Consider the following 22,556-nt stretch of genomic DNA (forward strand, 5'->3'; position numbering starts at 1 on the left):
GCGGCAGTTCGCCTTGCCCGGGGCTGACGGTCACAGGCGGGCGCGTGAGACGTTGCGAGAGGGCGGTTGGCACATCGGGGCGCGGAACCCCCGTTCGGCCCGCAGCTGCCAACTGAGACCGCTTCCTGGCGCACCGAGGGCCGTAAGGTCCGACCTCCTTGCGGAGGACGCGCTTGCAGTCGGCGCAACGGCGGACGCTCACCGGCCGACCTCCCGCCCGCATTCGCAGCGGACCCGCCCGTCGACGGCGACGAGCTGCTGCCACCGGTGGAACGGGCACGGCGCCACGAGTCCGGCCCCGGGCGGGTGCTGCACGATCGCGTACCGCGAGTTGTACGGCCCGCCCATCGCACGCAACGGCTGGTGGTCACCGCACGCGAGACACAGACCCACCCGCCCGCCGGGCAGTTCCGCATACAGGCCGCGGCGGGATGCCGGGCAGTTCTTCGGCGGAGCGATCGACCGCGGGCTGAACACCAGCGCCCGTCCGGTGGGGCTGTCGTCCTGCCCGGCGCCGGCCGCACGGCCTTCGCACGTTCCGCACACCAGCTCCCCGGCGGGCGGTTCGTCGGCGGCGAGGAATGCCCCGGCCTTCTCGCTGCCGCCGACGCCGTACCCACACCAGCAGCCGTACACGGTGCGTTCCCGGTCGGTGAACCGGACACCGGAACGCGGTCGGTGCCAGCGAGACATGCCGCGCGTACGGACGAACCGCGGGCCTTCGGCGAGGGGCTCCATGCCGGCGACGGCAGCGGCGGGCGCCGACGTGATCGGCGGGAGGAGGGCGACGGTCACGGTGAGGTCTCCTCGGCTTCGGTGGTGCGGCGGGCGTGAACGGCGTGATCGGGGAGCGGCCAGCCCTCCGGGGTCCGACAGGGCACGGTCGGGGTGACCTGGCATTCCGGGCAGCAGGCGATCAACTGCGACCAGGCGGCGACACGCTGCGGATGCGGCTGGGGCATGAGCCGGCCCGACTTCCGCAGGCGGCACGGCGAGTGCGCGCGCGCCTTGCAGTGCGGGCACGGGACGGCGCGGGCCGGATGCTGGCCGGTACGCAACCGGTGGCGGAGTTCGTCCGGCATGGGGGCGGTGTAGCGGCGGTCGGTCACCACGGCTCCTCGTAGTCCTCGTGAAGCTCGACGAGGCGCTCGGCGAGCCGGGCCTCTCGCTCGGGGTCGGCCGGCAGTGGCCGAACGAGGGCGCCGACGTCCTTCGGGAAGGCGAGGGCGAGTTCGACGACGGCGTAGAGGCGCCCGGTGGTGGGCCTTTGGCGGCAGGAGCGGCATCGCATGGGGTGGTGGGCGAGGAACCACCCGGCGCGGCAGCAGGACTGGCAGACGCCGAGCCAGGCGGTGCGCCCGCATCCGGTGGTCCAGTTGGGGTGCCCGCCGTGGCGGCGCCGAGCGTTGGCGATGGCGGTGTAGTGGGCGCCGAGGAGTTTCGGGTCGCGCGCCGGGTCGTAGGGCTTCGGCGGGTGGCCGATGAGGACGAGTTCGCCGCCGGGCCACTGGCACGTGCAGTCGCCGTCACAGTGGCAGGCGCGCGCCTTGCCGAACTCGATGGCTTTCTCGATCCGCGGTACGCCGTCGCCTTTGACTTCGATCCACGTGCCGAGTTCGGGCAGCCAGAAGTCGGGGACGTACACGGTGCCGGAGGGCAGGGTGATGGTCTCGGGTTCGTACTGCCAGACGATGCGGTGGCTGTCGAGGAAGGTTGCCCACTTCGCTTCGAGGCGGGAGCGGAGGGTGACGTCGCCGTATGCGGTGGGGATGGCGTCGATCTCGGGGGCGTCGTCGGTCACGAGACGCTCCGGAGGGTGCGGCGGAGGTCGGGCCCGTCGAAGCCGATGATCGTCGCGGTTTGTGCGAGGCGGGATGCGAGCCGGTCCCCGAGGCGGGTGACGAGGTCGGGGCTCGGTGTGCCGGTCTTGATGGGCAGGTTGGTGGTGATTAGCAGCGGAAGCGACTCGTTGTACCGGTAGTTCACGATCCGGGTCGTGGTCTCCTCGGTGAACTCGGACAGCTTCTCCGTACCGAGGTCGTCCAGGAGGAGCAGCGGGATCTTGCAGATCCGCTTCAACTCGTGCTCGCTGCCCTTCTCCGACCCGCCGGGCCGCAGCAGGCCGTACAGGTCGGGGGCGGTGGTGGCGATCATCTGAAAGTTGAAGGGCCCGGCTTCGGCGATACGACGCAGCGCGCCGTACGCCTGATGCGTTTTGCCCGTGCCGATGTTCCCGTGAAGGACGAGGATCCCGGCATCACGGATGTCTGCGGCAGCACGGTCGGCCCACGCCTGGACGGCGGGGTGTTCGGCGGTCGCCTGCCGGTACCGGTACGGGACGGCGGCGGTCCAGCGGGTGAGGGCGAACTCGGCGCGTTGGCGGCGGTGGTACTCCGGGTGCCCGGGGTCGTCGGGGGTGGGGGTGTCGTCGACAGGGCCGGCGGTTTCGCCGGGCGCATGCTGGGTGATTCCGGCCATGAGGCGGGCGAGCATGCTGGGCCGGTTCTCGGAGAGGCTTTCGGGTTCGGGCATGGGGGCTCCTAGAAGTGGCCAAGGTCGGCGGCACGGTCTTCGGCAGTGGGCTCGCGGTAGGACTGGTAGCCGCCGGACACGGCACGCAGCGGAGGGCGGGTGGATCGTTCGGACGCGAACTTCGCGGAGCGGCGCACCCACTTCTGCCACTCGGTCGGCCAGTTCGGGCGGCGCACGTTCTGGGCACGGAAGTGGTCGACGAACTGGGCGGTCTCGTAGTCGACATCGAGGGCGGGACCGAAAGTGCGCAGCGACCAGGCGCGCATCGCATCGGTGAGTTCGAAGCCGTCTACGTCGATCGGGGAGAGGCCGAAGGCGTCGCTCTCTAGCCCCCCACTTCGTGCACTTTCCCCATCAAGATCAGCCATAGATAGTGGTCGGGTCGGGTCGGGTCGGGTCGGGGCTTCGTTAGTAACGCCGTGACGAATCGCTGTGACCTGCGGGTCTGTCTCTGGAAGCGAACGGGTTGAAGTCGCCGTCGTGTCGCCGTCGTGTCGCCGTCGTGCTGCGCTCGTGTCGCCGTCGTGCGTTTCGGGTGCATCGGAGTCGTCCGGCGTAACGCCGTTACTACCCCCGTTACTTGAGGCGTCCGAGTCGTCCGGCGGAACGGGCTTGCCATTCTTCCGGCGCCGGAACTTCTCCTGGCGTTCGGCGTTCTTCTTCCGCTCGACGAGGACCTGTTCGCGGGACGGGTTGTAGTCGAGGAAGTCGTGGATCTCCCAGCCGTCCTCGGTGCGGTCCCATACGCCGGCGTCTTCGAGCTGCTTCGCGGTCGCCTTGATGCCGCGTACGTGGGCCACGAGCGCCAACTCGCGGTCGCTGATACGGCCGTCGGTGAGGTTCTCGGCGCACCAGCAGATCGCAGAGATGTGCAGCCGGAACGCCCGGTCGGACAGCAAGGCGATCTTGCGGTGCGACGGGAACCGGTCGTCCAGCTTCACCCAAGGCATAAGGCGCTTCTCTCGTTCGTGCTGATCAGGCTTGTCGGGCGGCGTACGCCGGAAGGCTGGTCATCTGCTGGCCTTCCGGTTGAGGTAGGGCTTGTGCTGCCTGAGAAGGCGGTCTTCGAGGCGGTACGCGTGGTCGCGGTCGTCGCAGAGGTGCGCCTGCCAGCGGACGAAGTGCTTGCCGTTCTTGGCGTGGGCGGTCAGACGCGGGCTGAGCTTGTCGGTGGAGCCGACGTAGCAGGGGGCGTTGGCCTCGTCGAACAGGACGTAGACGACGGGGACGCCGTAGATCGGCATGGGCGCGTCGGCGGGGATGGGGTAGTCGCCGACCCAGCTGCCTTCGGGGCCGTTGGGGAGTCGCTTGCCGTACTGGGCGAGTCGCTGCCACGGCACGCCGACTATGTCGTCCCAGAGGCGCATGGCCCCTTGCTGCTTGGTGGCGCGTACGGCGGTGAGGACGCCGCACAGCTGGGTGTAGGTGATGGCGCCCGCTCGATACTCGGCGCCGATGCGGTGGAGGACTTGACGCAGCGCGTCCCACCGGGCCTCGGCCAGCCGATCTTCCTTGGCCTGGATCAGGCCGATGTGCTGGAAGGTCGCGGACATGGAGGTAGCCAGGTCTTCGGGGATTCCCTCGATCATGCGTACATCATAGCTCTCATGTACACCATGTACGTGGAGTTGTTCAGTTACACTCCGGCTATGACCGCGCCGAAGATTGAGTACGAGGAGCGCATCGCGGACGTACGGAACTCGTTTGCCGATGCAGTGGGCCGCGCCCGCTACAGCGACGAGACGACCGTGCTGACCAGTCGCGGCAAGCGCGTGGCAGTGATCGTGTCGATGGACTTCTACGAGCGCGCCCTCGCGTCGCTCGGCGAGGAGCGCGTGCTGACCGACTCGCCGGCTCAACGCGACGTCAACGCCGCTCGTACCATCGCCGAGTCCTGACACCCCACCCCTCCTTCCTCGGGCCCCGCGTCGTGGTGACGCGGGGCTTTCGTGCTGCTCGTGCGGCTACAGACGTGCGCCGAGTTGGCGGAGCGTGGCCCGTATGCCGGTGACTGCTTTGCCGCCGCGTGGTGTGGCCGGTATGGATGCGCGCCGGCCGTCGGGCGCCGTGCACAGGTAGTGGCCGGAGCCGGAGATGCGGACGGCGAAACCCTGGCGGCGGATCTTGCGGAGGTACTGCTGGACGTCCTTGTTCACGACGTCTCCCCGAGCGGCAGCACGGCGTGAGACAGGCGTAGTGCGGCCCGTTCCGCGTACTCCTCGTTCGCCTCGATGCCGATCGCGCGCCGGCCGGACTGGCGGGCCGCGTCCAAGGTGGAGCCACTCCCGGCGAACGGGTCGAGGACGAGGCCGCCAGGCGGACAGGCGTAACGGATCAGCGGGTCGAGCAGCGGGAGTGGTTTCTCGGTGGGGTGGAGCGCGCGGCCCCGCATTGACTGGGCGGGGATGACGCTGGTCATGAGGCGTGTGCCGTCGTCCACCCAGTCCACGGCCCGGTACTGGCCCGCGTGGGGGATGTCGTTGGGGTTCTTGCGAACGGTCTCTCCGGGCTTGGTGCGCGATTTCACGCCGCCTGGCGGGACATGGCGCTGGGCCTCGTGGTGGATTTCGTCGCGCCAGCCGCCGCCTCGGTACCAGTGCAGGACGTGTTCGTGGACGCGGCGGAAGCGGTCGGTTGCGCGGCCTGAGCCGTTGTTCTTCTCCCATACGACGTTCACGTCGCCGTAGACCGGATCGCCGTCGTCGTCTTTGGCTACGACGTCCTGGGAGAGCTTCCATCCGGCAGTCCGGTACTCGGTGAGGTGGTCGAAGAACATGCGCTGGCTGCCGAAGCACCACATGCTGCGGGAGTGGGCGGCGGCTATGTTCAGCCAGCCGTCGGGCCATCGGTCCCAGGTGAGCGAGGTTTCCGAGTAGGGCGGATCTGCCAAGATCAAATCAGCCTTGACGTCCAAGGCCGGGAGTACCTCCCGCATGTCTCCCAGGTAGAGCTGTAGGCCGGTGTCGGCGTCTTGCCAGTAGGGGTCCATCAGGTCTCCTCGGTGAGTGGTCCGTAGCGCCCGGTCACGCGGCCCTCCCCGCCTGCGCCGCGCGGGTGCCTCGCCAAACGGCCACGGCCGACTTTTCACCGGTCGGCCGGCTGGAGCGGTCGAACCCGCAGTGCTCGATGAGCCCTTCGTGGGCGAAGCGCTGCGTCGCATTTCCCCAGTCCGCGCGCGGGTTCGGCGGCTCGGGGAGGTCGTGATCCTTGGCCACCTCCTATGTCGTAAACCGCTGCCCGGACTGCGCTGCGGCCACGAATGCGGGCCGGACCTGGTCGTACCATTCGCTGTAGCTGAGGCCGGTCGCGGGCGTGGGTACGGTGCCGTCGAGGGTCGGTTGGATGGCCGTCTCAGAACGCGCCATAGTTCACCTGCCACGTCGAGATCCCCATGCGCCGCCACAGCGCGACCACCCGGTCCCGGTCGTCGAGCGAAACCCGCACCGCGTACTCGTGCCGGACATGCGCGTCGAACAGTTCGGCCTTGACGATGTCGTCGCGCCGTACGTCGCCAGCCGCCCGCATGTGGAGTTCGTCGTACGGGACGTGATGCCGGGACAGCCATGCCTCGGTCTGGGGCCGGAACTCTTCGCTGCGCCCGGACAGGAGAACAATCCGGTCGTCGTTGGCCAGCCGGAACGAGACGAGAGCCGCGCGTACCGGCACGTTCAGCCGGTCCTCGCCGCAGCGGGCGAAGTCGTACGGGCCGCGGCCGTCCATCAGGGCGAGGGTGCCGTCGATGTCGCACATCACCGCGACCGGCCGGGACGGGTCCGCCTCGTACGGGGTGATGGCCGGCTGGTCGTTGAGCCACTCCGGGGTGAGGCGCCATCCGTTCTTGGTGGCCTTGGCGTGATTGTCGGCCAGGCGGCGGATGACGTCTGCCCCGACGGACGCTTCCCCACGGCCAGCGTCGCGGCGGATGCACTCCTCGATGGGCACGTCGGTGAAGTCGTGGACGACGAACGCGGCTTGCCCGGCAGCGGCGGCCTTGATCCGCTTCGGGATGCCCGGGGTCAGGTGGGTGTTGTCGACGACGACGTCGAAGCCCCCGGCGATCGCCGCGCGGACCGCGGCGTCCTGGACGTCGAGGGCGGTCGCCTCGTGGGCCTTGGACCAGACGCGTTCGCCACCGGTGTGGTCGAGCATGTGGCGGATGTCGTCGAGGTTGACCCGGCGCATCCGGCCGCGCGCGTCGGCGAGGAGCTGGCGGGCGGCCGTCGTCTTCCCGCTGGCAGGCAACCCCGTAGTGATGTGGATCGTCGGCATGGTCAGGCCTCCTCGTCGGTGGTGTACGGCGTGGCCGCTTCCGGCTTGATGGCGCGCCACAGATGCAGGCCGGTCGGCCGGCCGTCGAGGATGAGGAACATGCAGGCACGGACCGCGGGGTCGGTGATGCGCTGGGCGGCACGGGCGAACTGGCCGCGGTCTGCGGTGAGGTGGGCGATCTGCTCGAACTCGTTGGCGGCCTGGTCGGCGCGGACCGCGGCTTCGTCTTCGAGGCGCTCGACCACGGTGCGGACCCACTGGTCGAACTCGTCGGGGACCTGTTCCAGCAGGGCGTCGAGGGGGCCGCGTCCGCCGTCGGCGAGCGCCTGTACTTCGGCGAGGGGGCAGCCGAGCGACTTCGCGACAAGGGTGGCGGGCTGGTCGGCGAAGAGTTGGATGCCCGCGTACCGCCAGATGTCCCGCTCCGAGATGCCGGTGAGCACCTTGTGGAGGCGGACGTACTCGGCCAGCTTGGCCTTCGCGCGCAGCCCGGACGCGTAGCGGATGACGTAGCCCTCGCTGGCCATGCCGGTCGTCTCGTCGCCTGCCGGGGTCCGGTTGGTCTCGGCCAGTTCGAGGAGCTTGGCGAGGGGCAGGGCGCCCCAGGTGCGGACGACGGAGCCGAGCTCCAGCCATTCGACGGATGCTGTCGTGAGTGGGATCTCGGTGCCGTCGTGGTCGAACGCCCCGAGGAGGACGAGGTCTTCGCGCTGGCCGTAGTCGACGACGATGCGGTTGGCCGGGTAGATGATCTCGGCGAGGTAGGTGGTGCCCGGCCACAGGGCGCGGGTGTCGTGGTCGTCGATCCAGCGTTGCGCCCACTGTGCTTGCTCGCTGATGAAGCTGCCTTTGGAGGCGGCGTGCCAGCGGTCGTTGTAGTGGAAGAGGATGCCGAGACTGCCGTCGACCTTGTCGTACACCTCGAACGGCTCGCCCTCGGGGAGCGGCGGCGCGTACTCGTTCCCTTGGGCGTGCTCTCCGACGTTGAAGAACTTTTCGAACGGCCAGGCGATGATCTGGCCGGTGAGGTCGTCGGCGATCAGGCCGCGGCATCGGATGGTGGCGGTTGTCCAGGCGCGCTCGTACTGGGCGGCACGCGAGTAGGTGTAGATGGACAGTGGCAGGGTGGGGTGCTGGCGGCGGGTGACGTATCCGGCGTCGAGTGCGGCGTGCATCTCGTCTGCGGGGATGACGTCGTTGAGGTGGGTCAACGGGCGGCCTCTCTGTGGGCGGTGCTGCTGATCGGTCGGTGTCGGGACCCCGGGCCCCGCGCCTGGGTGAGCGGCGCGCGGGGCCCGGGTCGTGGCGGTCGCGGAGCGGGGGGACTCCGTGGGGTCGACCGCCGGTCAGAGGGTCAGGTGAGGCCGTGCGTCACGAACGCGGCGAGCTGGCTGATCAGGTCGGCCCGGTCGTCGTCGCTCATGTCGGCCGCGAACGCGAAGTGGATGCGGACCCGGCGGTCTCCGAGGTCGATGGCGCGGCCGTGAGGCTCCAGCCCGTCGGCGCCAAGGTTGACGGCCCAATCGGACACGTCGGCCGCGCCGTTGATCAGGTCGTGGATCTTCCGCTGCGCCTCGCCGAAAGCTTCGTGGCTCGCGCCTGCGCCCTGCGGGACGAGGAGCTCCGTCCACGTCAGCGAGCTGTCGCCGTCGTCGGTCGACTCGACGGATGCGTCTTCCATCTGCTCGCCGACACCCATGAAGTCGGGGTCCTCAGCGAGGGTGGCGTGCTGGCGGGCGGCCTCGGCGCGAAGGTCGGTGTCGGTGTACGGCTGGTCGGTCACGGTGTGGCCTTTCATGGTTGGCTGGAGGGGTGACCCCGCCGAATTCCCGTCGGCGGGGCTGCTTGCGTCTGGGTCAGGTGATGCGCGGGCAGTCGAGGCCGCGGTTGCCGAGGACGACTCCGACGGCCCCGCCGATCGCTTTCACGAGCGCCTCATGCAGTTCGTCGGCGACACCAGGCCGGTGCGCGATCTGGATGCCGAGGTCCCACCCGCCGTTGCCCCACGCCAACTCGGTGGTGGAGGTCAGGTGGTTCGCGCCGAGGTCGACAGCCCAGCGGGACAAGTCGGGTGCGGTGGCGAGGAGTTCGCGGATCTCGTTGCGGGCGTCGTGGAATTCTTCGCCGGACAAGCCGATCCAGGTCGCGGTCTCGCCGGGGCCGTCGCCGACGGTTGATGCGATGGGCTGCGGCTGCATCTCGTCGCCGACCTCCGCCAGGTCCGGGGCGCGGAGGATTTCGGCGTACTGGCGGGCGGCCTCATGGCGGCAGTCGACGTCGGTGTACGGGCGGTTGAGCATCGTGGTCTCCTAGTCGGACCCCGCCGGTTTCCGCCCGGCGGGGTTTCTCGTGTGGGTCAGCGGCGGTTGCGGAGGCGGTGCTGAATAAGCCAGGTCAGGCCCGCCATGAGCGCCCCCGCCGTGACCGTCCAGAACAGAGGCGCACCGTCAGCCCAGGCGGCAGCGGACGCGACCGCGCCGAACAGGACGGCAGGGGTGAAGCGGTCGTTCATGACGCCACCGCCGTAGCCCGGGAGGATTCCTCGCGCTCCAGCTGGTCCTTGATGTGCGCGGGCAGAATGCAGCCCGCCCGCGAACACGTCGGCAGGACCGGCCCCACCGGCATCCGGCCGCGCGACACCGCGAACGCGATCTGGTGCGGCGTGTAGTGCTGCTGCTGGTACGTGATCGGCTGGCCGCCCTTCCAGGCGCAGTGCCCGTCACCGGTAGCAGCGGCCCGCGCCTGCCAGATCGTGTGCAGGGTTCGCGGCCGGTCGCCGCCCTCATCCGGATCGGGGTCCGGGTCGGCGAGCTTGACGCCGCGACGGCGCAGGATCAGCCGCCGCTCACCCTCCGACAGGCCACCCCAGACTCCGCTCGGCTCGCGCCGCTCGATGGCTTCCCAGGCGCAGCGTTCACGCGCCGGGCACTGCCAGCACACGGCCTTCGCGTGTGCCTCGTCGGCCTTCGCCTGCGGACCCGTGCCCACCGGGAACCAGGCGTCAGGCTCGTCGTCCTCACGGCACAGGCCGAGATCCAGCCAGTCGGTGCTCATGCCGCCTCCCCGAATATGGCCGCGAACGCCGCGTCAGCACGCTCGTTGGCCTGCCGCATCCGCTGGTCCAGCAGGCATCCGCCGGCCACGCAGAGCGGTACCTCGCAGGCGGACGTCACCATTCCCTCCGGGTCACGGCCGTGGTGGAGGCGGAAGGCGACCTTGTAGGCAGAGTGAGGGGCTCCCTGCCACCAGACCGACGGCGTCGTCTTCCAGGTCGAGCCGGTCCACCGACGGTGGCCGCCACCGACGGGCACGCTGCGTCGCCGGAGCGTCTGCTCCAGAGACCGGGCGGGGCGACGCTCCGGGCTCGCGAGCGCCGGGTTCCGCTGGGCGCGTTTGTCTTCCGCCTTGCACATTTCGCAGTACGCGGTGCCGTCGGGTTCGAGACGCCCCCGCTCGGCCTGATCGTGGCCGCGCACGCAGGTAGCGGGCCGGTCCATCAAGCCGCGGTCGGTACGGACTCGCTGGCGGTCCCGCTGGCGGCCGGCCTCGTCGTTGACGTGGCCGGGGGTGACGCAGTGGCGCATGCCGCAGTCGGGGAGGACGTAGCCTTCCGGTTCCCGCCCGTTGTGGATTTTGAAGGCGACGGATGCGGCGGTGTGCAGCCGGTCCTTGTACGACAGGACTGGCGTGCCGGAGGACGTGCCGCGCGTCCCGGTCCACTCCGTGTGGCCGTCGTCGACGGACTTCGCGAAGAGGGCCCACTTTTCTTCGATCGTGCGGGTCTGCTCGACGGGCACGTACTGCGGCAGGTCAAGTTCGGCTCGGAGGCGGCGGACGCGCTGCTTGTCGCAGTGGAGTTCGCGCATGATGCGGCCGTTGCTGTGGCCGTCGCGGAGCATGGCGATGATGTCGGCGCGGGTCGCGTTCGGGGTGGACATCAGGCGCTCACCGCCTGGGCCTGCTGGTCGCGGTGGTTTTTCTTCGCACGCCAGACGGTGCGGACGTCGCAGCCGATGTGGTTGGCGATCTCGTGGTCGTCCATGCCGCCCCGCTCGACGAGGCGGACGATCACGTCGTGGTTGTACGCGGGGCGTCGGCCGCCGCCGGTTGTGCGCTGCTTGCGGGTACGTGCGGCCCACATGCCGTGCTGGCCGTAGACGTCGCTGTCGGCGTCGAGGCGGTCGGTGTGGGATTCGCACTGTGGGCGGACGGGGCAGCCCAGGCAGATCCGTTGCGCGGCGGCGTACCTGCCGTCGTGCCACAGGTCAGGGTCGACTTGGGCGCAGGACGCGTCGGTCATCCAGTCGTAGCGGCTCACGCCTGTTCCCCCTTCTGCTGGTCGTGGGCGGCCTGGTTGAGGCGGGCGAACCCGTCGGCGACGTCCGGGTCGGCGATGAGGAACCGCATGAGGTGGTCCTCCGCCTGGATGACGGGGCTGGCGGCAGGTTCGGCGAGGGTGACCGGGTCGAGGACGGCGGCCGTGCGGGCGCGCTCATGGGTGGCGCGGATGAACTGGGCGCGGCGTGCGTCTTGGACCCGGTTGCGGCGAGACAGCCAGCGGCAGAATGCCAAGATCGCGGCGGCCACCCCGAGGAGCCCGCAGGCGAAGGCGAGGTTGGCGACGGTGGCGTTCATGCGGCATCACTCAGCTCGACACCGTCGGCGGGGATCGGCGTGCAGCAGTGCCCGCACAGCCAGCCGTCCTTGTTCAGCACGGACGGCTCGGTACGACAGCAGTTGCCGCACCACTTCCATGCCTGCGCCAACACCCCGTACGAAGGCGCCCTGTCCGGCCACGGCGGCAGGAGGGTTTCGAGCGTGACCTCGTCGACCACCGCCCGCACAGGCGGACGCGACATGCGGTGCCGGGCCGGCGCCGGGGCCCCGGCAGGTCGCGTCACCCACAGGCGGGCGAACACATTCGCCCACCCCGCCATCCATATACCGGTGACCGTCAACGCAACGCTGTAGTCGCTCATGACGTGCTCACCCCCGTGTCGGGCTTCGGTGCCTCGTAGCCGGGCTGCCAGACGGCGCTGTCCAGGAGGCCGCCGGGCGGCATGCCGAGCGCGTTGTCCAGCTCCTTCTGTAGGCGGTCGGCGCGCTTCCGCTCCCTCCGTGCTTCCGCCCTCGCCACCGCGGCTTCCTCGCGGCCCGCGGCGGCTGCCTTCTGGACGGCGGCGATCCGCTCCGCCGTACGCTTCGCCGCCACCGGGTCGAACCCGTTCACGACCTGCGCCTCGGCCAGCCGCTCGCCGAGCGCCTTGTTCCGGCCGGCCAGGCGAGCATTCGCGGCGTCGAGTTCGGCGTGCTGGCGGGTGATGGTGCGCCGGGCTTCGATCTCGGTGGTGGCGCGGGCTTCGGCCTTGAGGGCGCGCTCACGCCAGCGGATGGTCTCCTCGCGGGCGTCGGCGAGTTCGGCATCGTGACGGCGACGGGACGCGAACCAGGTCATGACGCACCGCCGGTGACCGCGTCGTACACGTCGCGCGCCCAGCGGGCGTCACCGAGCGCGGTGTGCGCGACGTCGCCATCGGGAGGTTCGACACCGAGCTGACGGGACAGCCAGCGCGACGAGATCGGCTTCGGGTCCCTCGCCATCAGGGCGGGCTCGTGCGCCCACATGAACCCGGCGGCGAGGGTTGCGATGTCGATGGGCCGGTAGTGCCACTGGGCGCTGCCGGGGCCGAGGAGCTTGCGGAGGAACCGGTCGTCGAAGCCGGGGTTGCTACCGACGAGGATGGCGCCGCGAAGGACGGAGAGGATGGCACTTTCGGCCTGCGCGCGGGTCATCGGGACGATCGGGCCGCCCTCATAGCCGGTGAACGCGGCCTCGACGTACACGGGGACGACGAAGCGCTCCTCGTACCGGCCGATCTTCAGCGACTCGGGGTCGGCGACGGTCAGGTCCGGGCGGATCTGCCACACGTACTCGGTGTCCGTGGCGGGCGCCATGACGGCGTCGGACTCGCGGAGGATGACGGCAACCTCCCACGCGTCGCCGATCTCGGCGTTGAGGTGGGTGGTCTCCGTGTCGACGAAGGCGATCGGATGCACGATGGTTCTCCGTTCAGGGGTTCTGTGGTGTGCTGGGTGCCGGCCGCCCCGCCTGATTTCGGCGGGCGGGGCGGCCATCTGGCGTGCGGGTTAGAACGGGACTTCGCTGTCGGGGCCGCCGAGCGCCATCCGCTGCATGTGGCCGCCGATGTCGTCGATCAGGTCGATGCGCTCGCGCTTCAGCTCGTGGGCGAGACCTCGGGCCCAGGTGCGTACTTCCTCGGACTTGCCATCGAGGAGGGCTTCAGCGAGGTGCAGGGCGACGACGTTGGCCATGGCCTGGTCGCGGGTGACGCCGGGACCCCATGGCTCGCGGGCAGCGGCCTCCTCCACTTGAGTCCACGGGTCATCGGTGGTGGCCATCGCCCCGATCCAGCCGCGCTTGTCGTGCTCGTCCTCATGGGCGCGCCCGCAGTCGCCGCGACGGCGTTCCTCATCGGTCATCAGCGAGCAGGGCACCCGACCGGAGTCGAGGACTCGCCGCAGGTCACGGATGTTCCGCAGGTAGATGTGCCGGTAGTCGCTGTAGCGGCGGGACAGTTCGTCCTCGGGCTCGTCGAGCTTGGCCCGGTATGCCTCGGCGACTTCCTGCCAGCGTTCGAGGAGCGTGTCGAGGAGGGCGCGCTGGTCGGTGCTCATGCGGCGGCCCCCTTACTGCCGGGCTGGGCGACTTCCTGGCCGGCCCACGGGTCGTCCTCCGGAGGCGCCTGCTTGCGGCTGTTGCTGGCGTTGCCCTTGATCTCGGCGCCGCTGATGCGGGCCTGCGGGAACGCTTCATCGACGGCGATCTCGCGACGCTGGATCGACTTGTGGGTGATGAGCAGCTGGGCGATGTCGGCACCGTTCCACTGCGCGCGCGGCCGGCCGAGCTTCTGCTCCAGGCGGTCGGCGTTGATGCCGAGTTGCTGGAACACCTTGACCGCGCCGTCGATGCGCTCGGGGAGGGGCTTGCCGTCCCCCTTGGCGACGGTCTCCCGGCAGAGCTCTTCGGCCTCGTCGATGAAGAAGTCCGGGATCACCGCGAAGATCGCCTCACGCAGGCGGCGGGCACCGTTGTTCGCGTTGTTCTCGTAGATGTCCCGCAGGTCGATGAGCGGCTGGACCTGCTTGTTGGCGAACTTGGCGTGCGGAACGATGAAGGTGAGGACGTGCCGGGTGTTGGCCTCGACGTCCCACGCCCAGGCCTGCATCTCGGACTGGCGGAAGCTGTCGTCGCGCCGCATCTCGGAGACGCCGTACTGGATGTTTCCCCACGCCTGGGCGAGGGTCTTCGCGAGGTGGATCGTCGACCCTTCCACCGAGCCGCCGGCGCGCGGGAACTTGTAGAACGCCTTCTCGGCGAGGGCCATGGAGCCGCACGCGGACTGCATGGCGGTGCGGGAGCGGCCGACGTCGCGGGGGAACTGGCGGGCCACGTAGATGGCGGCCTGCACTTCGGCGACGGCACGGGACTGCTCGACGGCGGTCTGCTGACCGATACGGTCAGGGCCGGGCGCGGCGGGCATCTGGGCGGGGAAGTTCACAGGTAAAGCTCCTTGTCGCGGTTCTCCGCATATCCGGGCAGGGCGAGGTAGTTGGGCTCGTTGTCGGCGTAGCCGGGCCAGTAGCCGGAGGCGGTGCACTCGGCGAAGGTCTCGATGGCGCGGCGGTTCTTGGCCTCGGCGATGACGCGGGAGCCGAACTCGATGCCGATGACGTTCACGAGGTACGGGGCCTTCTTCTCCTGTGCGATCAGGAGGAGTTCGGCGTCGATGCCGCCCAGGTTCAGGGCGCGTGCTCCGGTCTCGTACCAGTCGGCTTGCTGGTTGTAGCCGTACTTGTCGATGTCCTTCTGCATCGCCTCGTTGCTGGCGTCCGACGTGGTCTTGTAGTCGGGGATGATCAGGCGGCCTTCCTGAATGGACGGCAGCCAGTCGAAGCGGACGCGCCGCCTGATCCCGGACGCCTCGTCGATCCAGAACCCGGACTGCTCGGGCGCCCCGTAGGCGGGGTCGAGGAGGGCGGCGGCGAGCGGGTGCCGGCGGATGGCGGCGGCCATCGCGTCGACCATGTCCATCTCGTGCTGCTTGAGTGGGATGGCGCCGCGCTCGCGAGCTTCGGCGACTGCAGCCTTGGCGTCCTTGGTGTTCCAGGTGTCGTGCTCGATGACGACGAGTTCGGGCCCGTTGCCGAGCACCTTCTTGTGGGCGGCGTTGCCGTAGTCGAACGTCTTGGACGCCGGCTGCGGGTTGTCCTGCTCATAGCGGAATTTGGCGGGGCAGGACGGCGGCAGCAGCTTCCGGGCGCCGGACGACGACAGGGACGTCACGTCCGCGTGGTAGGCCTCGTTCGAGAGGTCGTTGTGCATGCCCAGCGCGGGCGCAGTGTCGGCTTGCGGCTCGATGGTGGTGGTCACGTGGCAGCGCCTTCCTGGCGGGCGGTGTAGTAGCGGCGCGCCGTGTCGTAGCCGTGGCGGTCGAGGTGGCCGTCCCGGTGCGCAGCGGCGAGGAAGCGGCGGACGCTCATACGGAGGGCATGCGTGCCGGTGTGCTGGCGCCACGTGCGCCTGACGCGGCCGGTGGTCCACTCGCCGCCCTCCGTCTGGATCGCTTCCAGGACGGCCTTCCGGGCCCCGCGCACCGGGTGGGCAGGCTTGGGGTTGGTGCCGAGCTTGTAGAAGCGGGCGCCGCGGTGCTCGGCCGGTACGAGGTAGGCGCGCCGGGCCAGGTCTCGCAGGTCACGGCGTGCCGTGTTCCGACTGACCGTGGCCCACTCGCGCGACTTGGCGTAGATGTTCAGTGCCCGCTTGGTGGTGACCGGGCCGCCACCGAAGCGTCGAATGGCGGCAAGCAGGTACTCGCGGCGGATCGTCGTGTCCGTCATGGCCGGCGCTCCTTCCGGATGTCGGGCGCCACCGCGTAGCCGATGAGGCACACGGCGAGGCCGGCGGTGAAACCGAGGGCTGCGATGTCGGCGGCGAGGGCGCTGCCCGCGGTGGCCGCCCAGTGGCAGGCGAGACGGAGGGTCATCCGGTCACCGCCGCAGCGTGGGCGAGCGTGTAGACGCGGGCGTTGACCGGGCCCCGCTCGTCGAGGAGACCCAGCCGGGCCAGGGCTTGAAGGTCCTTGCGGGCCGTCGTCCGGCACGGGCCCCACCCGGTCGCCCGGTAGAAGCGGTGCGCCTGCCCGGTCGTGAACCTGCCGCCGACCCTGCGGACCTCGGCGAGGAGCGCGCCCTGACGGGTACGGATCCGGTCAGACATCCCGGCCACCCGCCTCGGTGTCGGCGGGCGGCTGGACGCCGTCGTACTCGTGGCGCCACTGGTTGATGCCGACGGTGGCCGGGTAGTGCAGGCCCCAGCTGTCGATGTGCCAGCCCATGGCGAGCCGCTCCCCGGTCTGCGGGTGGGCGGTGACCGTGACGCACCGGAAGTCGGAGCCGTCGCGGTGGGTGTAGCCGTGGCCGGGCTGGAAGAAGTCCTCGTCGACGATGTCGTACGTCTCGGCCAGCACGAACTCGGCGATCGGGTAGAGCTCGCCGACGACCCCGCGCACGATGTGCTGCCCGGTGAAGACCAGCACCCAGGTGGAGTGCAGTCGGTCGTACACCTTGGCGGTCGCCTGAGGGTCGATGTCTCCGTCGGCCCGGTCGGCTTCGTCGAGGGCGCAGAAGTTCACGTCCCCGGTGAAGGTCTGGACTTCGGCCTCGTTGGTGCCGGTCCACTGGACGGTGGCCACCTCGGCGGGGCGCTTACGACGGCGGACGATCATGAGGCACCCCCGACGTACCGGGCTTCCACGCGAGACCCGTCACTCAGCCGCGCCACCCGCGCCTCGAACGAGCCCGACGGCCGGTACGCGGCGATGTTTCCCACCCCGCCCCGGATCGTGGAGGCGACACTCTGGGCGCTCGAACTGCTCCTGTAGTCGCCGACCAGACCCCATGTGCGCGGCCGGGTACGGAGAGATGCGGCGACGCTGAAGTGGTCGACGGACCGGCGCTCCGGCTCCAGCTCAGTGCCGTCGGCGCGAGCGGTGAGGAGTTGGCGGGCGAACGCCAGACCGCGCGCCCGGGGCCCGCCGGCGTGGACGCGGGTGCCCAGGTCGGCGGCGACGGCACGGAGTTCCTCGGCGATCAGGGCGTTGAGGCGCTCGTCGAGGTCGGACTCCATCTGCCCAGGCAGGGAGAACATGGCGTGGATGCGGGCACGGGCGTCACTCATTCGCCCTCACCGCCGTCGCGCTCTGCCTTGAGTTGGGCGATCTCCTCGCGGGCCGCCGCGAGTTCGTCGACAGCCGTGCGCTCCGTCTGAGCGGCCTCGGCGATGCCGTCTCGCCAGCGCTGCACCCCGGCGAGAACCCGGTCCGCTACCGCGAGCTGCTCATCGACGGGCGTCCCGGTCTTGAACAGCATCTTCAGCACGTTGGCGTTGGCTTCGTTGCCCGGCCGCAGCGCAAGTGTGGCGAGCGGGTAGGTGCCCGAGTCGGCACAGCCGCTCTTGGTCCAGAAGTCGTAGGCGTCCATCAGGCGGCACTCCCCTCGGACCGCTGGCCGGGCACCGGGCGGGGCGAGGCGATCTCCTTGGCCGCGTCCCGCAACTGCCGCAGGCCGCTCGCGTACAAGCGGATCCGGCCCTCGTCCGCGAACTCGTCCAGGTACTTCGCCATGCGCTCGTCGAACTCGCGCCGGGCGTGCGAGTCGGAGCCGCCGCGCTGTGCGGACAGGGCGAGCGAGTGCATGTCGGCGAACTCGTCGCCGAAGCCCTCCGGGTTGTTGTCGGCCGCCTCGAACAGGGAGGTGAACACCGCCTGCACCAGGTACCTGGTGACGTCCAGGTCGACGCCGTCCTCAGTCGGGCGGAGGGTGACGGGGATCGGCCCGTCGATGCGATACGTCATCGGGCGTTCTCCGCGTTCTGCTGGGAGACGATCGACGGGTCCGTGGTGCCGCCGAACGCGACACCCTCGTAGTCCCGTACGCCGATCTCGATGGCGTCGTACCAGTCCCGGAACTCGTCCTCGCTCGCGCCGAGTTCAGTGCCGTCGATGAAGGCCCGCATGGCAGTCGCGGCGACCTGAGCGGCAAGGAAGTGGGCCGTCGCCTGCGCGACCAGCAGCGTCGCGGCGGGGCTCGTCTCGTCGAAGTTCGACGGCGTGTCCTCGGAGAGCGCGAGCAGGCGGTCGCCCTCGCGGTAGTGATCCGGACCGTTCATGAGTGGCTCCCGGTGGGGATGGTGAGGATGAGGAGCGCGGCGAGGTCGGCCTCGGCATCGCGCAGGGAGAAACGGGAGGCGGCGGCATGGGCCTTGAAGTAGGCGCCCACGGCCACGTCCAGCGCCTTGTCCAGCCAGGCGGGCAACGGCTCCTCGTCGGCGATCAGGTAGACGAGGCACCAGCCGAACCGGGCGAACCCGGCAGTACCGAGCGCGAGGAAGCTCACCTCGGCGAGAGACAGGCCGGTCATGAGGTGCCGCCGATCTCCGCGTCGATGGACGCGCGGATCTGCTGAAGCAGAACCAGACGACTCGCCGCCGACCGGGCCTGTTGCGCGGCCAGGCTGATCGGGCTGTCGAGCTTCAACCCGAGCGCGACATCGAGCGTCGTATCGAAAACGGCCACCAGCGCCACGGCCTCATCGAGCCGGGGCGTCAGATCCCCGCCCTCGATCTTGGCGATCTTCGACTGAAGCCAGTGGAAGCCGTGCGGCGCCACGGCCTCGGCGACCTGCCGCTGCGACAGCCCGGCCTCGATACGCGCCGAGCGCAGCCACTTCCCGAACGTGGCGGTCATCGCGAGCCGCCCGTCTCGGGCCGGTCGTGGCCCGTGCGGTAGTCGTGGTGCACCAACGCGTAGTGCTCGCCGTCCATGACCTCACGCGGCGACGCCACCGGCACGAACACCTGCGTCACCGCGTCCGGGCCCGGCGCCGTGTTGTGACCGTCCTGCGCCTCGGCGATCAGACGCCACGTGCCGCACACCTCCTCGACCGCCGCCAACCGCTCCTCGCCGGTGGCGTTCCGAGTCGCCGCATCAGCCAACTCGTCGATGAACTCCGCCAGATCCTCGTCGTCCATCAGACGCGCCCACGGGAGAGCCGGCGGATACGAGGTGCGCTCCACCAAACCGTCAGCCGCCTCGCGGACCCTCGCGATCCACTCCGGCTGCGACAGCTCGAACAGGCGGGCCGCCTTGTCCTGCTCGTCACACAAGGACAGGACCGAGTCGAGACAGCGCGAGAGGTACGCCATCTCCTCCGCGATCGTCGGCTCCGCGCCCACGTACTTCGAGCGCTCCAACTCCAGCTCCGCGACCCGGGCCGTCAGCCCGGCCACCAGAGCGGACGCATCCGCGACCGTGGCCATGGCGGTCGTCACGCTGTCCGAGGTCGCGACCATCGACTGAAGCGCGGCCAGCTGACGGTCAGCCGGTGAGCCCAGCGGGACCGGCAGGGCGCCGTACTCGCGCACCGCATCCGAGAGGTTCGTGATCGGCTCGCTCATGACCGCACCGCCTTGCGGATCCAGTCCATGACCAGCTCACCCGCAGGCACAGGCACCGACACCAACACCGGCACCAGACCACCGGACCGAACCGACTCCGTCGACGCGTGCAGCGTCCACAGCTCGACGCCCTCGAACTCAGGGCTCACGTGGATCTCCCCGCCGAGCGACCGCAGCCACTCGCCCAGGTCATCGACATCCGCGACCATCACGTGCACCGACTCCGCGCGCGGAATCCGCACCGGCGCCGGCAGGCCCGTCGTGTCGATCAGGCAGTCGACGGTGAACGCGTTCCGGTTCTGCGCCAGCGCACGGGACTTGTCCGCGTCCAGCAGAGGCATCTCCATCGGGGAAGCACTCATCGGACGCCACCGATCCGGCGCTGCTGCGACAGCTCCACCACATCCGCACCTGGCAGAGCCGGCCGGTTCCGCGACGGCAGACCATCCCGCTCCAGCGCAGCCACCAAGTCCAGCTCGGCCTCGCCCGGAATCACCAGCGTCTGCTGACGGCGCACCCCATTCCGGTCCAGCCGGGGCGCCAGGTAGAAGTACCGCTTCCCCTTCGCTGTCGGGTGCGCGTGCTCCGTACCGTCCTTCCACTCCTGCTTCCGGTCGTCCCAGCGCGTGTTCCGCTGATCCAGCAGGTAGTCCTTGCGGTACAGGTGCTCGAAGAAGTCCCGCTCCCCGACGCCCGGGAAGTGCGCCTTGTGGAACACCGTCGGCGTGATCCCCGGGTTCGCCTCGTACTGGTCGGCGACCCGAGCCTTCGGCGACAGCTTCGCGTTCGTCGCGACCAGGTCCGTGTTCTCCGCGCGGACCGACTCCAACTCGCGGGCCTGACGCGCCGCCAACTCCAGTGCGCCGGCGAACGTGGACGGCACCATGAACGGGCTGTGCGCGAGCTCCGCCTGGCGGGTCCGCTCCGCGAAGTACAGCTGGGCGGCGGCGACCTCGTTCTTGTTCGGGTCGCCGTTCATGGCCACCAGGTAGGCGGCACCCCGCGTCAGCTCGAAGTCTTTGCGGGGGCGGCCGACGCGAGCGGAGGAGTTTTCAGGGGATCCCCTGAAGTGCTCGGCCGTGTCCATGCCCGTGTTGCGGGCGGTGGCGAGGGCGCGCTCGATCGGCCGCTGGAAGTCCTGCCAGCGCGGGTAGCCCATGAGGGGCTGGACCTCGCGGGCGCTCCAGTACTCGGAGCCATCCGGCCGGATGCGGCGGATGCTGTCGAACGGGGACTGCTCGTTCGATGGGAGGATGGGGAGCACGGAGCTCCTCCTTTCACTGTGGGTTGAGCACCGGTCGTGGGGTCGCCGAGCCGGACAAGCGGGCGGCCCTTCGGCGTTTGTGCAGGGTCAGGCGACGCGGGGTTCCGGCGACCGGGAGCCGTAGGCGGCGTCCGGGTCGATCTCGGTGGCCGCGCGGTACTGGCCGTCGAGGTAGGCCTGAAGGTCGACGATCTTGTAGGCGACGTACCGGCCAACCTTGAAGCCGTACATGCCGAGGGCTGCGTCCTTGCCGAGGAGGCGCCACTTGCGGAGCGTGGTGAGCTCGACGCCCAGATAGGCGGCGGCATCCTCTATCCACAGGGAGCCCTGCGGGGGGCCGGGTCGGGGTCCCTTCCTGTTGTGCATGGGGGTTACTCCTTTTCGGTGGGGGGAGTTTCTGGAGACGAATCGTCGAGTTCTGGAGACGCCTTGGGCGCGAAGAGGACCAGCAGGGCGACGCCGAGCGCCTCCACAAGGGAGTGGGCGTCAGCGATATCCGCACTGTCCTGCCTGCCCGTGGCGAGCTTCTCGATGAGGCCACGTCCACAGCCGCTGGCTTCGGCCAGGCTGTCGTAGCCGAATGGCGTTCCGCGACCCGGGTGCTTCATGATCCATCTGAAGATCTGTGCACTTCTGAGCGTGTAGCGGCGACTCAATGGTTCCCCCGTAGTGCGGAGCGGCCTTGATGAGACGAGTTAAGCACGCCGGAGACGAATCGTCCACCGTTTCCTACGGCCTGCCGTCAGTAATCAGCAAAGATCTTGGCGCGATAGCATTGATCTGTAGACGTTTCGTCTCCATCCCGCGATGGTTGTACGGAGTGAGCTGCTACTTTGCCGATGCGTGCCCGTACCCGTAGAGACGGTGGGTTCTGAAGTGACACGAGAGGAAGAGGACATGACGGCTCCGGCCACCGCGCCAGATCCCGGCACGGCCAGCACCTCCCTCCCGGGCGCCCTCTCTCAGCTCATCCAGGAAGCCATCGACAGAGGCGACAGCTACGGCAAGATGGCCGCCCGCGCCATCGACCCGGCGACCGGCACGACCGTCTCCAAGGCGTACCTGAACGACATCGTCATCAAGCCGCCCACCAACTCACCCTCCCCCGAGAGGCTCGGTGCGATCGCTGCGGCCCTCGGTAAGCCGCTACAGCGCGTCAAGGAAGCGGCGGCGAAGCAGTGGCTGCTGTACGAGGCGAAGGAGCTGGCCGGCTACAACGAGGAGGTCCGGATCATCGTCGGCCACCTCGCGGGGAAGTCACAGGGCGAGGCCAGGCGCTGGCGGCTGATGATGGAGGCCGACGATCGGGCTCAGCGCGAAGACGACGACGGGTAGTTGGCCGGCCCGGCATCACGCCGGGGCGGCATCCGATCGATATTGTCCGTAAGTAGACTTTTCATCAACTGATTGTCGGCGACTCACAGTAGACGTACCCTTCACCAACCGTGCGATTCTGGCCGATCTGGCCCACACTGCACCGTTGCTCCTGGGGAGGGCACATGCTGGATGTCGCCTACGAAGCCGTCGAAGACCTGGCGCCGGGCCGCCTGGCCCAGATCGACGAAGAGCGCGGGCGGATAAGGATTCGACTCGACAGGAACGCGCCACTCGAAGACGTGGTTGGCCGACTCAACATCGAGGTCGACGACCTGATGAGATCGGCTAGGTGGTTCCAGCTGTGGAAGGACGACATCGTCTCCTGCAACTCTCCCGGCCGGCCGCTCCGGGTCGAATACCTTCTGGAGTGCAAGGAGGAAGACGGTGCGTACGTCGAGGAGCGCAAGGGGCTCCTCAGCGTCTTCATCGACCCTTCGCTGAGCGTCGACGAGTTCGCGGCGGTCATGAACCCCGTCACCGAGGAGCATCTCGCGGGCGGGCAGTGGTTCCAGCTGTACGGCGGAGAGATCATCGACAACTCTCCGGAGCCCGCCAGGCGGGCGTGAACTAGGGGGGCGG

Annotated in this window: 42 protein-coding genes; 3 read left to right on the forward strand and 39 right to left on the reverse strand. The window is 69.6% G+C overall.

The features are described from left to right. Window positions 1–198: 198 nt before the first annotated feature. Genes QA861_RS10445 through QA861_RS10470 form a run of 6 tightly spaced genes read right to left on the reverse strand, consistent with a single transcriptional unit; the run spans window position 199 to window position 4,121 of the window. Window positions 199–795, reverse strand: coding sequence for a hypothetical protein (locus tag QA861_RS10445; RefSeq protein ID WP_334588009.1), 597 nt, complete (start codon window positions 793–795; stop codon window positions 199–201). Continuing rightward, window positions 792–1,109, reverse strand: coding sequence for a zinc finger domain-containing protein (locus QA861_RS10450; RefSeq protein ID WP_334588010.1), 318 nt, complete (start codon window positions 1,107–1,109; stop codon window positions 792–794). The genes QA861_RS10445 and QA861_RS10450 overlap by 4 nt, the downstream gene beginning before the upstream one ends. Further along, the gene (locus tag QA861_RS10455; protein WP_334588012.1) at window positions 1,106–1,801 is read right to left on the reverse strand and encodes a PDDEXK family nuclease; all 696 of its coding nucleotides are present in this window, start codon (window positions 1,799–1,801) and stop codon (window positions 1,106–1,108) included. Before QA861_RS10455 ends, QA861_RS10450 begins: the two co-directional genes overlap by 4 nt. Further along, window positions 1,798–2,532: an ATP-binding protein gene (locus QA861_RS10460; RefSeq protein WP_334588014.1), complete on the reverse strand. Its 735-nt coding sequence runs from the start codon at window positions 2,530–2,532 to the stop codon at window positions 1,798–1,800. The genes QA861_RS10455 and QA861_RS10460 overlap by 4 nt, the downstream gene beginning before the upstream one ends. Before the next feature lie 8 nt (window positions 2,533–2,540). Continuing rightward, on the reverse strand, window positions 2,541–3,482 hold the full coding sequence (locus QA861_RS10465) for a hypothetical protein (protein ID WP_334588015.1): 942 nt from the start codon (window positions 3,480–3,482) through the stop codon (window positions 2,541–2,543). A gap of 60 nt (window positions 3,483–3,542) precedes the next feature. Then, on the reverse strand, window positions 3,543–4,121 hold the full coding sequence (locus QA861_RS10470; protein WP_334588016.1) for a GIY-YIG nuclease family protein: 579 nt from the start codon (window positions 4,119–4,121) through the stop codon (window positions 3,543–3,545). A 60-nt stretch (window positions 4,122–4,181) separates the two neighbouring features. On the opposite strand from QA861_RS10470, the gene QA861_RS10475 reads away from it, so the two are divergent. Beyond that, window positions 4,182–4,430: a type II toxin-antitoxin system prevent-host-death family antitoxin gene (locus QA861_RS10475; protein ID WP_334588017.1), complete on the forward strand. Its 249-nt coding sequence runs from the start codon at window positions 4,182–4,184 to the stop codon at window positions 4,428–4,430. Window positions 4,431–4,496: 66 nt separating this feature from the next. On the opposite strand, the gene QA861_RS10480 is transcribed toward QA861_RS10475, so the two are convergent. From QA861_RS10480 to QA861_RS10640, 33 genes are all read right to left on the reverse strand, one after another. Further along, window positions 4,497–4,688 carry a hypothetical protein gene (locus tag QA861_RS10480; protein WP_334588018.1) on the reverse strand — a complete coding sequence of 64 codons (192 nt, stop codon included), beginning with the start codon at window positions 4,686–4,688 and terminating at the stop codon, window positions 4,497–4,499. Further along, window positions 4,685–5,521 carry a DNA-methyltransferase gene (locus QA861_RS10485; RefSeq protein WP_334588020.1) on the reverse strand — a complete coding sequence of 279 codons (837 nt, stop codon included), beginning with the start codon at window positions 5,519–5,521 and terminating at the stop codon, window positions 4,685–4,687. Before QA861_RS10485 ends, QA861_RS10480 begins: the two co-directional genes overlap by 4 nt. Before the next feature lie 34 nt (window positions 5,522–5,555). Beyond that, on the reverse strand, window positions 5,556–5,747 hold the full coding sequence (locus QA861_RS10490; RefSeq protein ID WP_334588022.1) for a hypothetical protein: 192 nt from the start codon (window positions 5,745–5,747) through the stop codon (window positions 5,556–5,558). Window positions 5,748–5,883: 136 nt separating this feature from the next. Next, on the reverse strand, window positions 5,884–6,801 hold the full coding sequence (locus tag QA861_RS10495) for a phosphatase domain-containing protein (protein ID WP_334588024.1): 918 nt from the start codon (window positions 6,799–6,801) through the stop codon (window positions 5,884–5,886). 2 nt (window positions 6,802–6,803) lie between these two features. Beyond that, a complete protein-coding gene (locus tag QA861_RS10500; protein ID WP_334588026.1) occupies window positions 6,804–8,012 on the reverse strand; it encodes a T4 RnlA family RNA ligase in 1,209 nt (402 codons plus the stop codon). A gap of 143 nt (window positions 8,013–8,155) precedes the next feature. Continuing rightward, a complete protein-coding gene (locus tag QA861_RS10505) occupies window positions 8,156–8,584 on the reverse strand; it encodes a hypothetical protein (RefSeq protein ID WP_334588028.1) in 429 nt (142 codons plus the stop codon). A gap of 73 nt (window positions 8,585–8,657) precedes the next feature. Then, entirely contained in the window at window positions 8,658–9,101 is a 444-nt protein-coding gene (locus QA861_RS10510; protein WP_334588030.1) for a hypothetical protein, read from the reverse strand. Between the two features lie 56 nt (window positions 9,102–9,157). Next, the gene (locus QA861_RS10515; RefSeq protein WP_334588032.1) at window positions 9,158–9,313 is read right to left on the reverse strand and encodes a hypothetical protein; all 156 of its coding nucleotides are present in this window, start codon (window positions 9,311–9,313) and stop codon (window positions 9,158–9,160) included. Then, window positions 9,310–9,855: a WhiB family transcriptional regulator gene (locus tag QA861_RS10520; RefSeq protein ID WP_334588034.1), complete on the reverse strand. Its 546-nt coding sequence runs from the start codon at window positions 9,853–9,855 to the stop codon at window positions 9,310–9,312. The genes QA861_RS10515 and QA861_RS10520 overlap by 4 nt, the downstream gene beginning before the upstream one ends. Next, window positions 9,852–10,739, reverse strand: a complete 888-nt coding sequence (locus tag QA861_RS10525; protein ID WP_334588036.1) for a hypothetical protein — start codon at window positions 10,737–10,739, stop codon at window positions 9,852–9,854. The genes QA861_RS10520 and QA861_RS10525 overlap by 4 nt, the downstream gene beginning before the upstream one ends. Next, window positions 10,739–11,119, reverse strand: a complete 381-nt coding sequence (locus tag QA861_RS10530) for a WhiB family transcriptional regulator (RefSeq protein WP_334588038.1) — start codon at window positions 11,117–11,119, stop codon at window positions 10,739–10,741. Before QA861_RS10530 ends, QA861_RS10525 begins: the two co-directional genes overlap by 1 nt. Beyond that, the gene (locus QA861_RS10535) at window positions 11,116–11,436 is read right to left on the reverse strand and encodes a hypothetical protein (RefSeq protein ID WP_334588039.1); all 321 of its coding nucleotides are present in this window, start codon (window positions 11,434–11,436) and stop codon (window positions 11,116–11,118) included. Before QA861_RS10535 ends, QA861_RS10530 begins: the two co-directional genes overlap by 4 nt. After that, a complete protein-coding gene (locus tag QA861_RS10540) occupies window positions 11,433–11,780 on the reverse strand; it encodes a hypothetical protein (RefSeq protein ID WP_334588040.1) in 348 nt (115 codons plus the stop codon). Before QA861_RS10540 ends, QA861_RS10535 begins: the two co-directional genes overlap by 4 nt. Next, entirely contained in the window at window positions 11,777–12,256 is a 480-nt protein-coding gene (locus tag QA861_RS10545; protein WP_334588042.1) for a hypothetical protein, read from the reverse strand. The genes QA861_RS10540 and QA861_RS10545 overlap by 4 nt, the downstream gene beginning before the upstream one ends. After that, entirely contained in the window at window positions 12,253–12,858 is a 606-nt protein-coding gene (locus tag QA861_RS10550; protein ID WP_334588046.1) for a 3'-5' exonuclease, read from the reverse strand. The genes QA861_RS10545 and QA861_RS10550 overlap by 4 nt, the downstream gene beginning before the upstream one ends. 90 nt (window positions 12,859–12,948) lie before the next feature. Beyond that, on the reverse strand, window positions 12,949–13,497 hold the full coding sequence (locus QA861_RS10555; RefSeq protein WP_334588048.1) for a hypothetical protein: 549 nt from the start codon (window positions 13,495–13,497) through the stop codon (window positions 12,949–12,951). Then, window positions 13,494–14,381, reverse strand: coding sequence for a hypothetical protein (locus QA861_RS10560; protein WP_334588050.1), 888 nt, complete (start codon window positions 14,379–14,381; stop codon window positions 13,494–13,496). The genes QA861_RS10555 and QA861_RS10560 overlap by 4 nt, the downstream gene beginning before the upstream one ends. Continuing rightward, entirely contained in the window at window positions 14,378–15,253 is an 876-nt protein-coding gene (locus tag QA861_RS10565; RefSeq protein WP_334588052.1) for a PD-(D/E)XK nuclease-like domain-containing protein, read from the reverse strand. The genes QA861_RS10560 and QA861_RS10565 overlap by 4 nt, the downstream gene beginning before the upstream one ends. Continuing rightward, a complete protein-coding gene (locus QA861_RS10570; RefSeq protein WP_334588054.1) occupies window positions 15,250–15,720 on the reverse strand; it encodes a hypothetical protein in 471 nt (156 codons plus the stop codon). The genes QA861_RS10565 and QA861_RS10570 overlap by 4 nt, the downstream gene beginning before the upstream one ends. Continuing rightward, window positions 15,717–15,866: a hypothetical protein gene (locus QA861_RS10575; RefSeq protein WP_334588056.1), complete on the reverse strand. Its 150-nt coding sequence runs from the start codon at window positions 15,864–15,866 to the stop codon at window positions 15,717–15,719. The genes QA861_RS10570 and QA861_RS10575 overlap by 4 nt, the downstream gene beginning before the upstream one ends. Further along, window positions 15,863–16,099: a hypothetical protein gene (locus QA861_RS10580; protein ID WP_334588058.1), complete on the reverse strand. Its 237-nt coding sequence runs from the start codon at window positions 16,097–16,099 to the stop codon at window positions 15,863–15,865. The genes QA861_RS10575 and QA861_RS10580 overlap by 4 nt, the downstream gene beginning before the upstream one ends. Next, entirely contained in the window at window positions 16,092–16,607 is a 516-nt protein-coding gene (locus QA861_RS10585; RefSeq protein ID WP_334588060.1) for a hypothetical protein, read from the reverse strand. Before QA861_RS10585 ends, QA861_RS10580 begins: the two co-directional genes overlap by 8 nt. Beyond that, window positions 16,604–17,059: a hypothetical protein gene (locus tag QA861_RS10590; protein ID WP_334588062.1), complete on the reverse strand. Its 456-nt coding sequence runs from the start codon at window positions 17,057–17,059 to the stop codon at window positions 16,604–16,606. The genes QA861_RS10585 and QA861_RS10590 overlap by 4 nt, the downstream gene beginning before the upstream one ends. Beyond that, window positions 17,056–17,361 (reverse strand): hypothetical protein, encoded by a 306-nt coding sequence (locus tag QA861_RS10595; protein WP_334588064.1) that lies wholly within the window; start codon window positions 17,359–17,361, stop codon window positions 17,056–17,058. The genes QA861_RS10590 and QA861_RS10595 overlap by 4 nt, the downstream gene beginning before the upstream one ends. Next, a complete protein-coding gene (locus QA861_RS10600) occupies window positions 17,361–17,735 on the reverse strand; it encodes a hypothetical protein (protein WP_334588066.1) in 375 nt (124 codons plus the stop codon). The genes QA861_RS10595 and QA861_RS10600 overlap by 1 nt, the downstream gene beginning before the upstream one ends. Further along, on the reverse strand, window positions 17,732–18,049 hold the full coding sequence (locus QA861_RS10605) for a hypothetical protein (protein WP_334588068.1): 318 nt from the start codon (window positions 18,047–18,049) through the stop codon (window positions 17,732–17,734). Before QA861_RS10605 ends, QA861_RS10600 begins: the two co-directional genes overlap by 4 nt. Beyond that, window positions 18,046–18,300: a hypothetical protein gene (locus QA861_RS10610; protein ID WP_334588070.1), complete on the reverse strand. Its 255-nt coding sequence runs from the start codon at window positions 18,298–18,300 to the stop codon at window positions 18,046–18,048. Before QA861_RS10610 ends, QA861_RS10605 begins: the two co-directional genes overlap by 4 nt. Further along, window positions 18,297–18,626, reverse strand: a complete 330-nt coding sequence (locus QA861_RS10615; RefSeq protein ID WP_334588072.1) for a helix-turn-helix transcriptional regulator — start codon at window positions 18,624–18,626, stop codon at window positions 18,297–18,299. Before QA861_RS10615 ends, QA861_RS10610 begins: the two co-directional genes overlap by 4 nt. Continuing rightward, window positions 18,623–19,336, reverse strand: a complete 714-nt coding sequence (locus QA861_RS10620; protein WP_334588074.1) for a hypothetical protein — start codon at window positions 19,334–19,336, stop codon at window positions 18,623–18,625. The genes QA861_RS10615 and QA861_RS10620 overlap by 4 nt, the downstream gene beginning before the upstream one ends. Beyond that, window positions 19,333–19,698, reverse strand: a complete 366-nt coding sequence (locus QA861_RS10625) for a hypothetical protein (RefSeq protein WP_334588076.1) — start codon at window positions 19,696–19,698, stop codon at window positions 19,333–19,335. The genes QA861_RS10620 and QA861_RS10625 overlap by 4 nt, the downstream gene beginning before the upstream one ends. Next, window positions 19,695–20,600, reverse strand: a complete 906-nt coding sequence (locus tag QA861_RS10630) for a DNA replication protein DnaD (protein ID WP_334588078.1) — start codon at window positions 20,598–20,600, stop codon at window positions 19,695–19,697. Before QA861_RS10630 ends, QA861_RS10625 begins: the two co-directional genes overlap by 4 nt. An 87-nt stretch (window positions 20,601–20,687) precedes the next feature. Beyond that, on the reverse strand, window positions 20,688–20,966 hold the full coding sequence (locus QA861_RS10635; RefSeq protein ID WP_334588080.1) for a helix-turn-helix domain-containing protein: 279 nt from the start codon (window positions 20,964–20,966) through the stop codon (window positions 20,688–20,690). Window positions 20,967–20,971: 5 nt separating this feature from the next. Continuing rightward, the gene (locus QA861_RS10640) at window positions 20,972–21,208 is read right to left on the reverse strand and encodes a helix-turn-helix domain-containing protein (RefSeq protein ID WP_334588082.1); all 237 of its coding nucleotides are present in this window, start codon (window positions 21,206–21,208) and stop codon (window positions 20,972–20,974) included. Window positions 21,209–21,497: 289 nt separating this feature from the next. Between QA861_RS10640 and QA861_RS10645 the strand changes: the two genes are divergently transcribed. Both QA861_RS10645 and QA861_RS10650 read left to right on the forward strand, forming a co-directional pair. Next, window positions 21,498–21,935: a hypothetical protein gene (locus QA861_RS10645; protein WP_334588084.1), complete on the forward strand. Its 438-nt coding sequence runs from the start codon at window positions 21,498–21,500 to the stop codon at window positions 21,933–21,935. 164 nt (window positions 21,936–22,099) lie between these two features. Beyond that, a complete protein-coding gene (locus QA861_RS10650) occupies window positions 22,100–22,543 on the forward strand; it encodes a hypothetical protein (RefSeq protein ID WP_334588086.1) in 444 nt (147 codons plus the stop codon). Window positions 22,544–22,556: the final 13 nt, after the last annotated feature.

It is taken from the genome of Streptomyces sp. B21-083, from assembly GCF_036898825.1.
Taxonomy (GTDB): Bacteria; Actinomycetota; Actinomycetes; order Streptomycetales; family Streptomycetaceae; genus Streptomyces.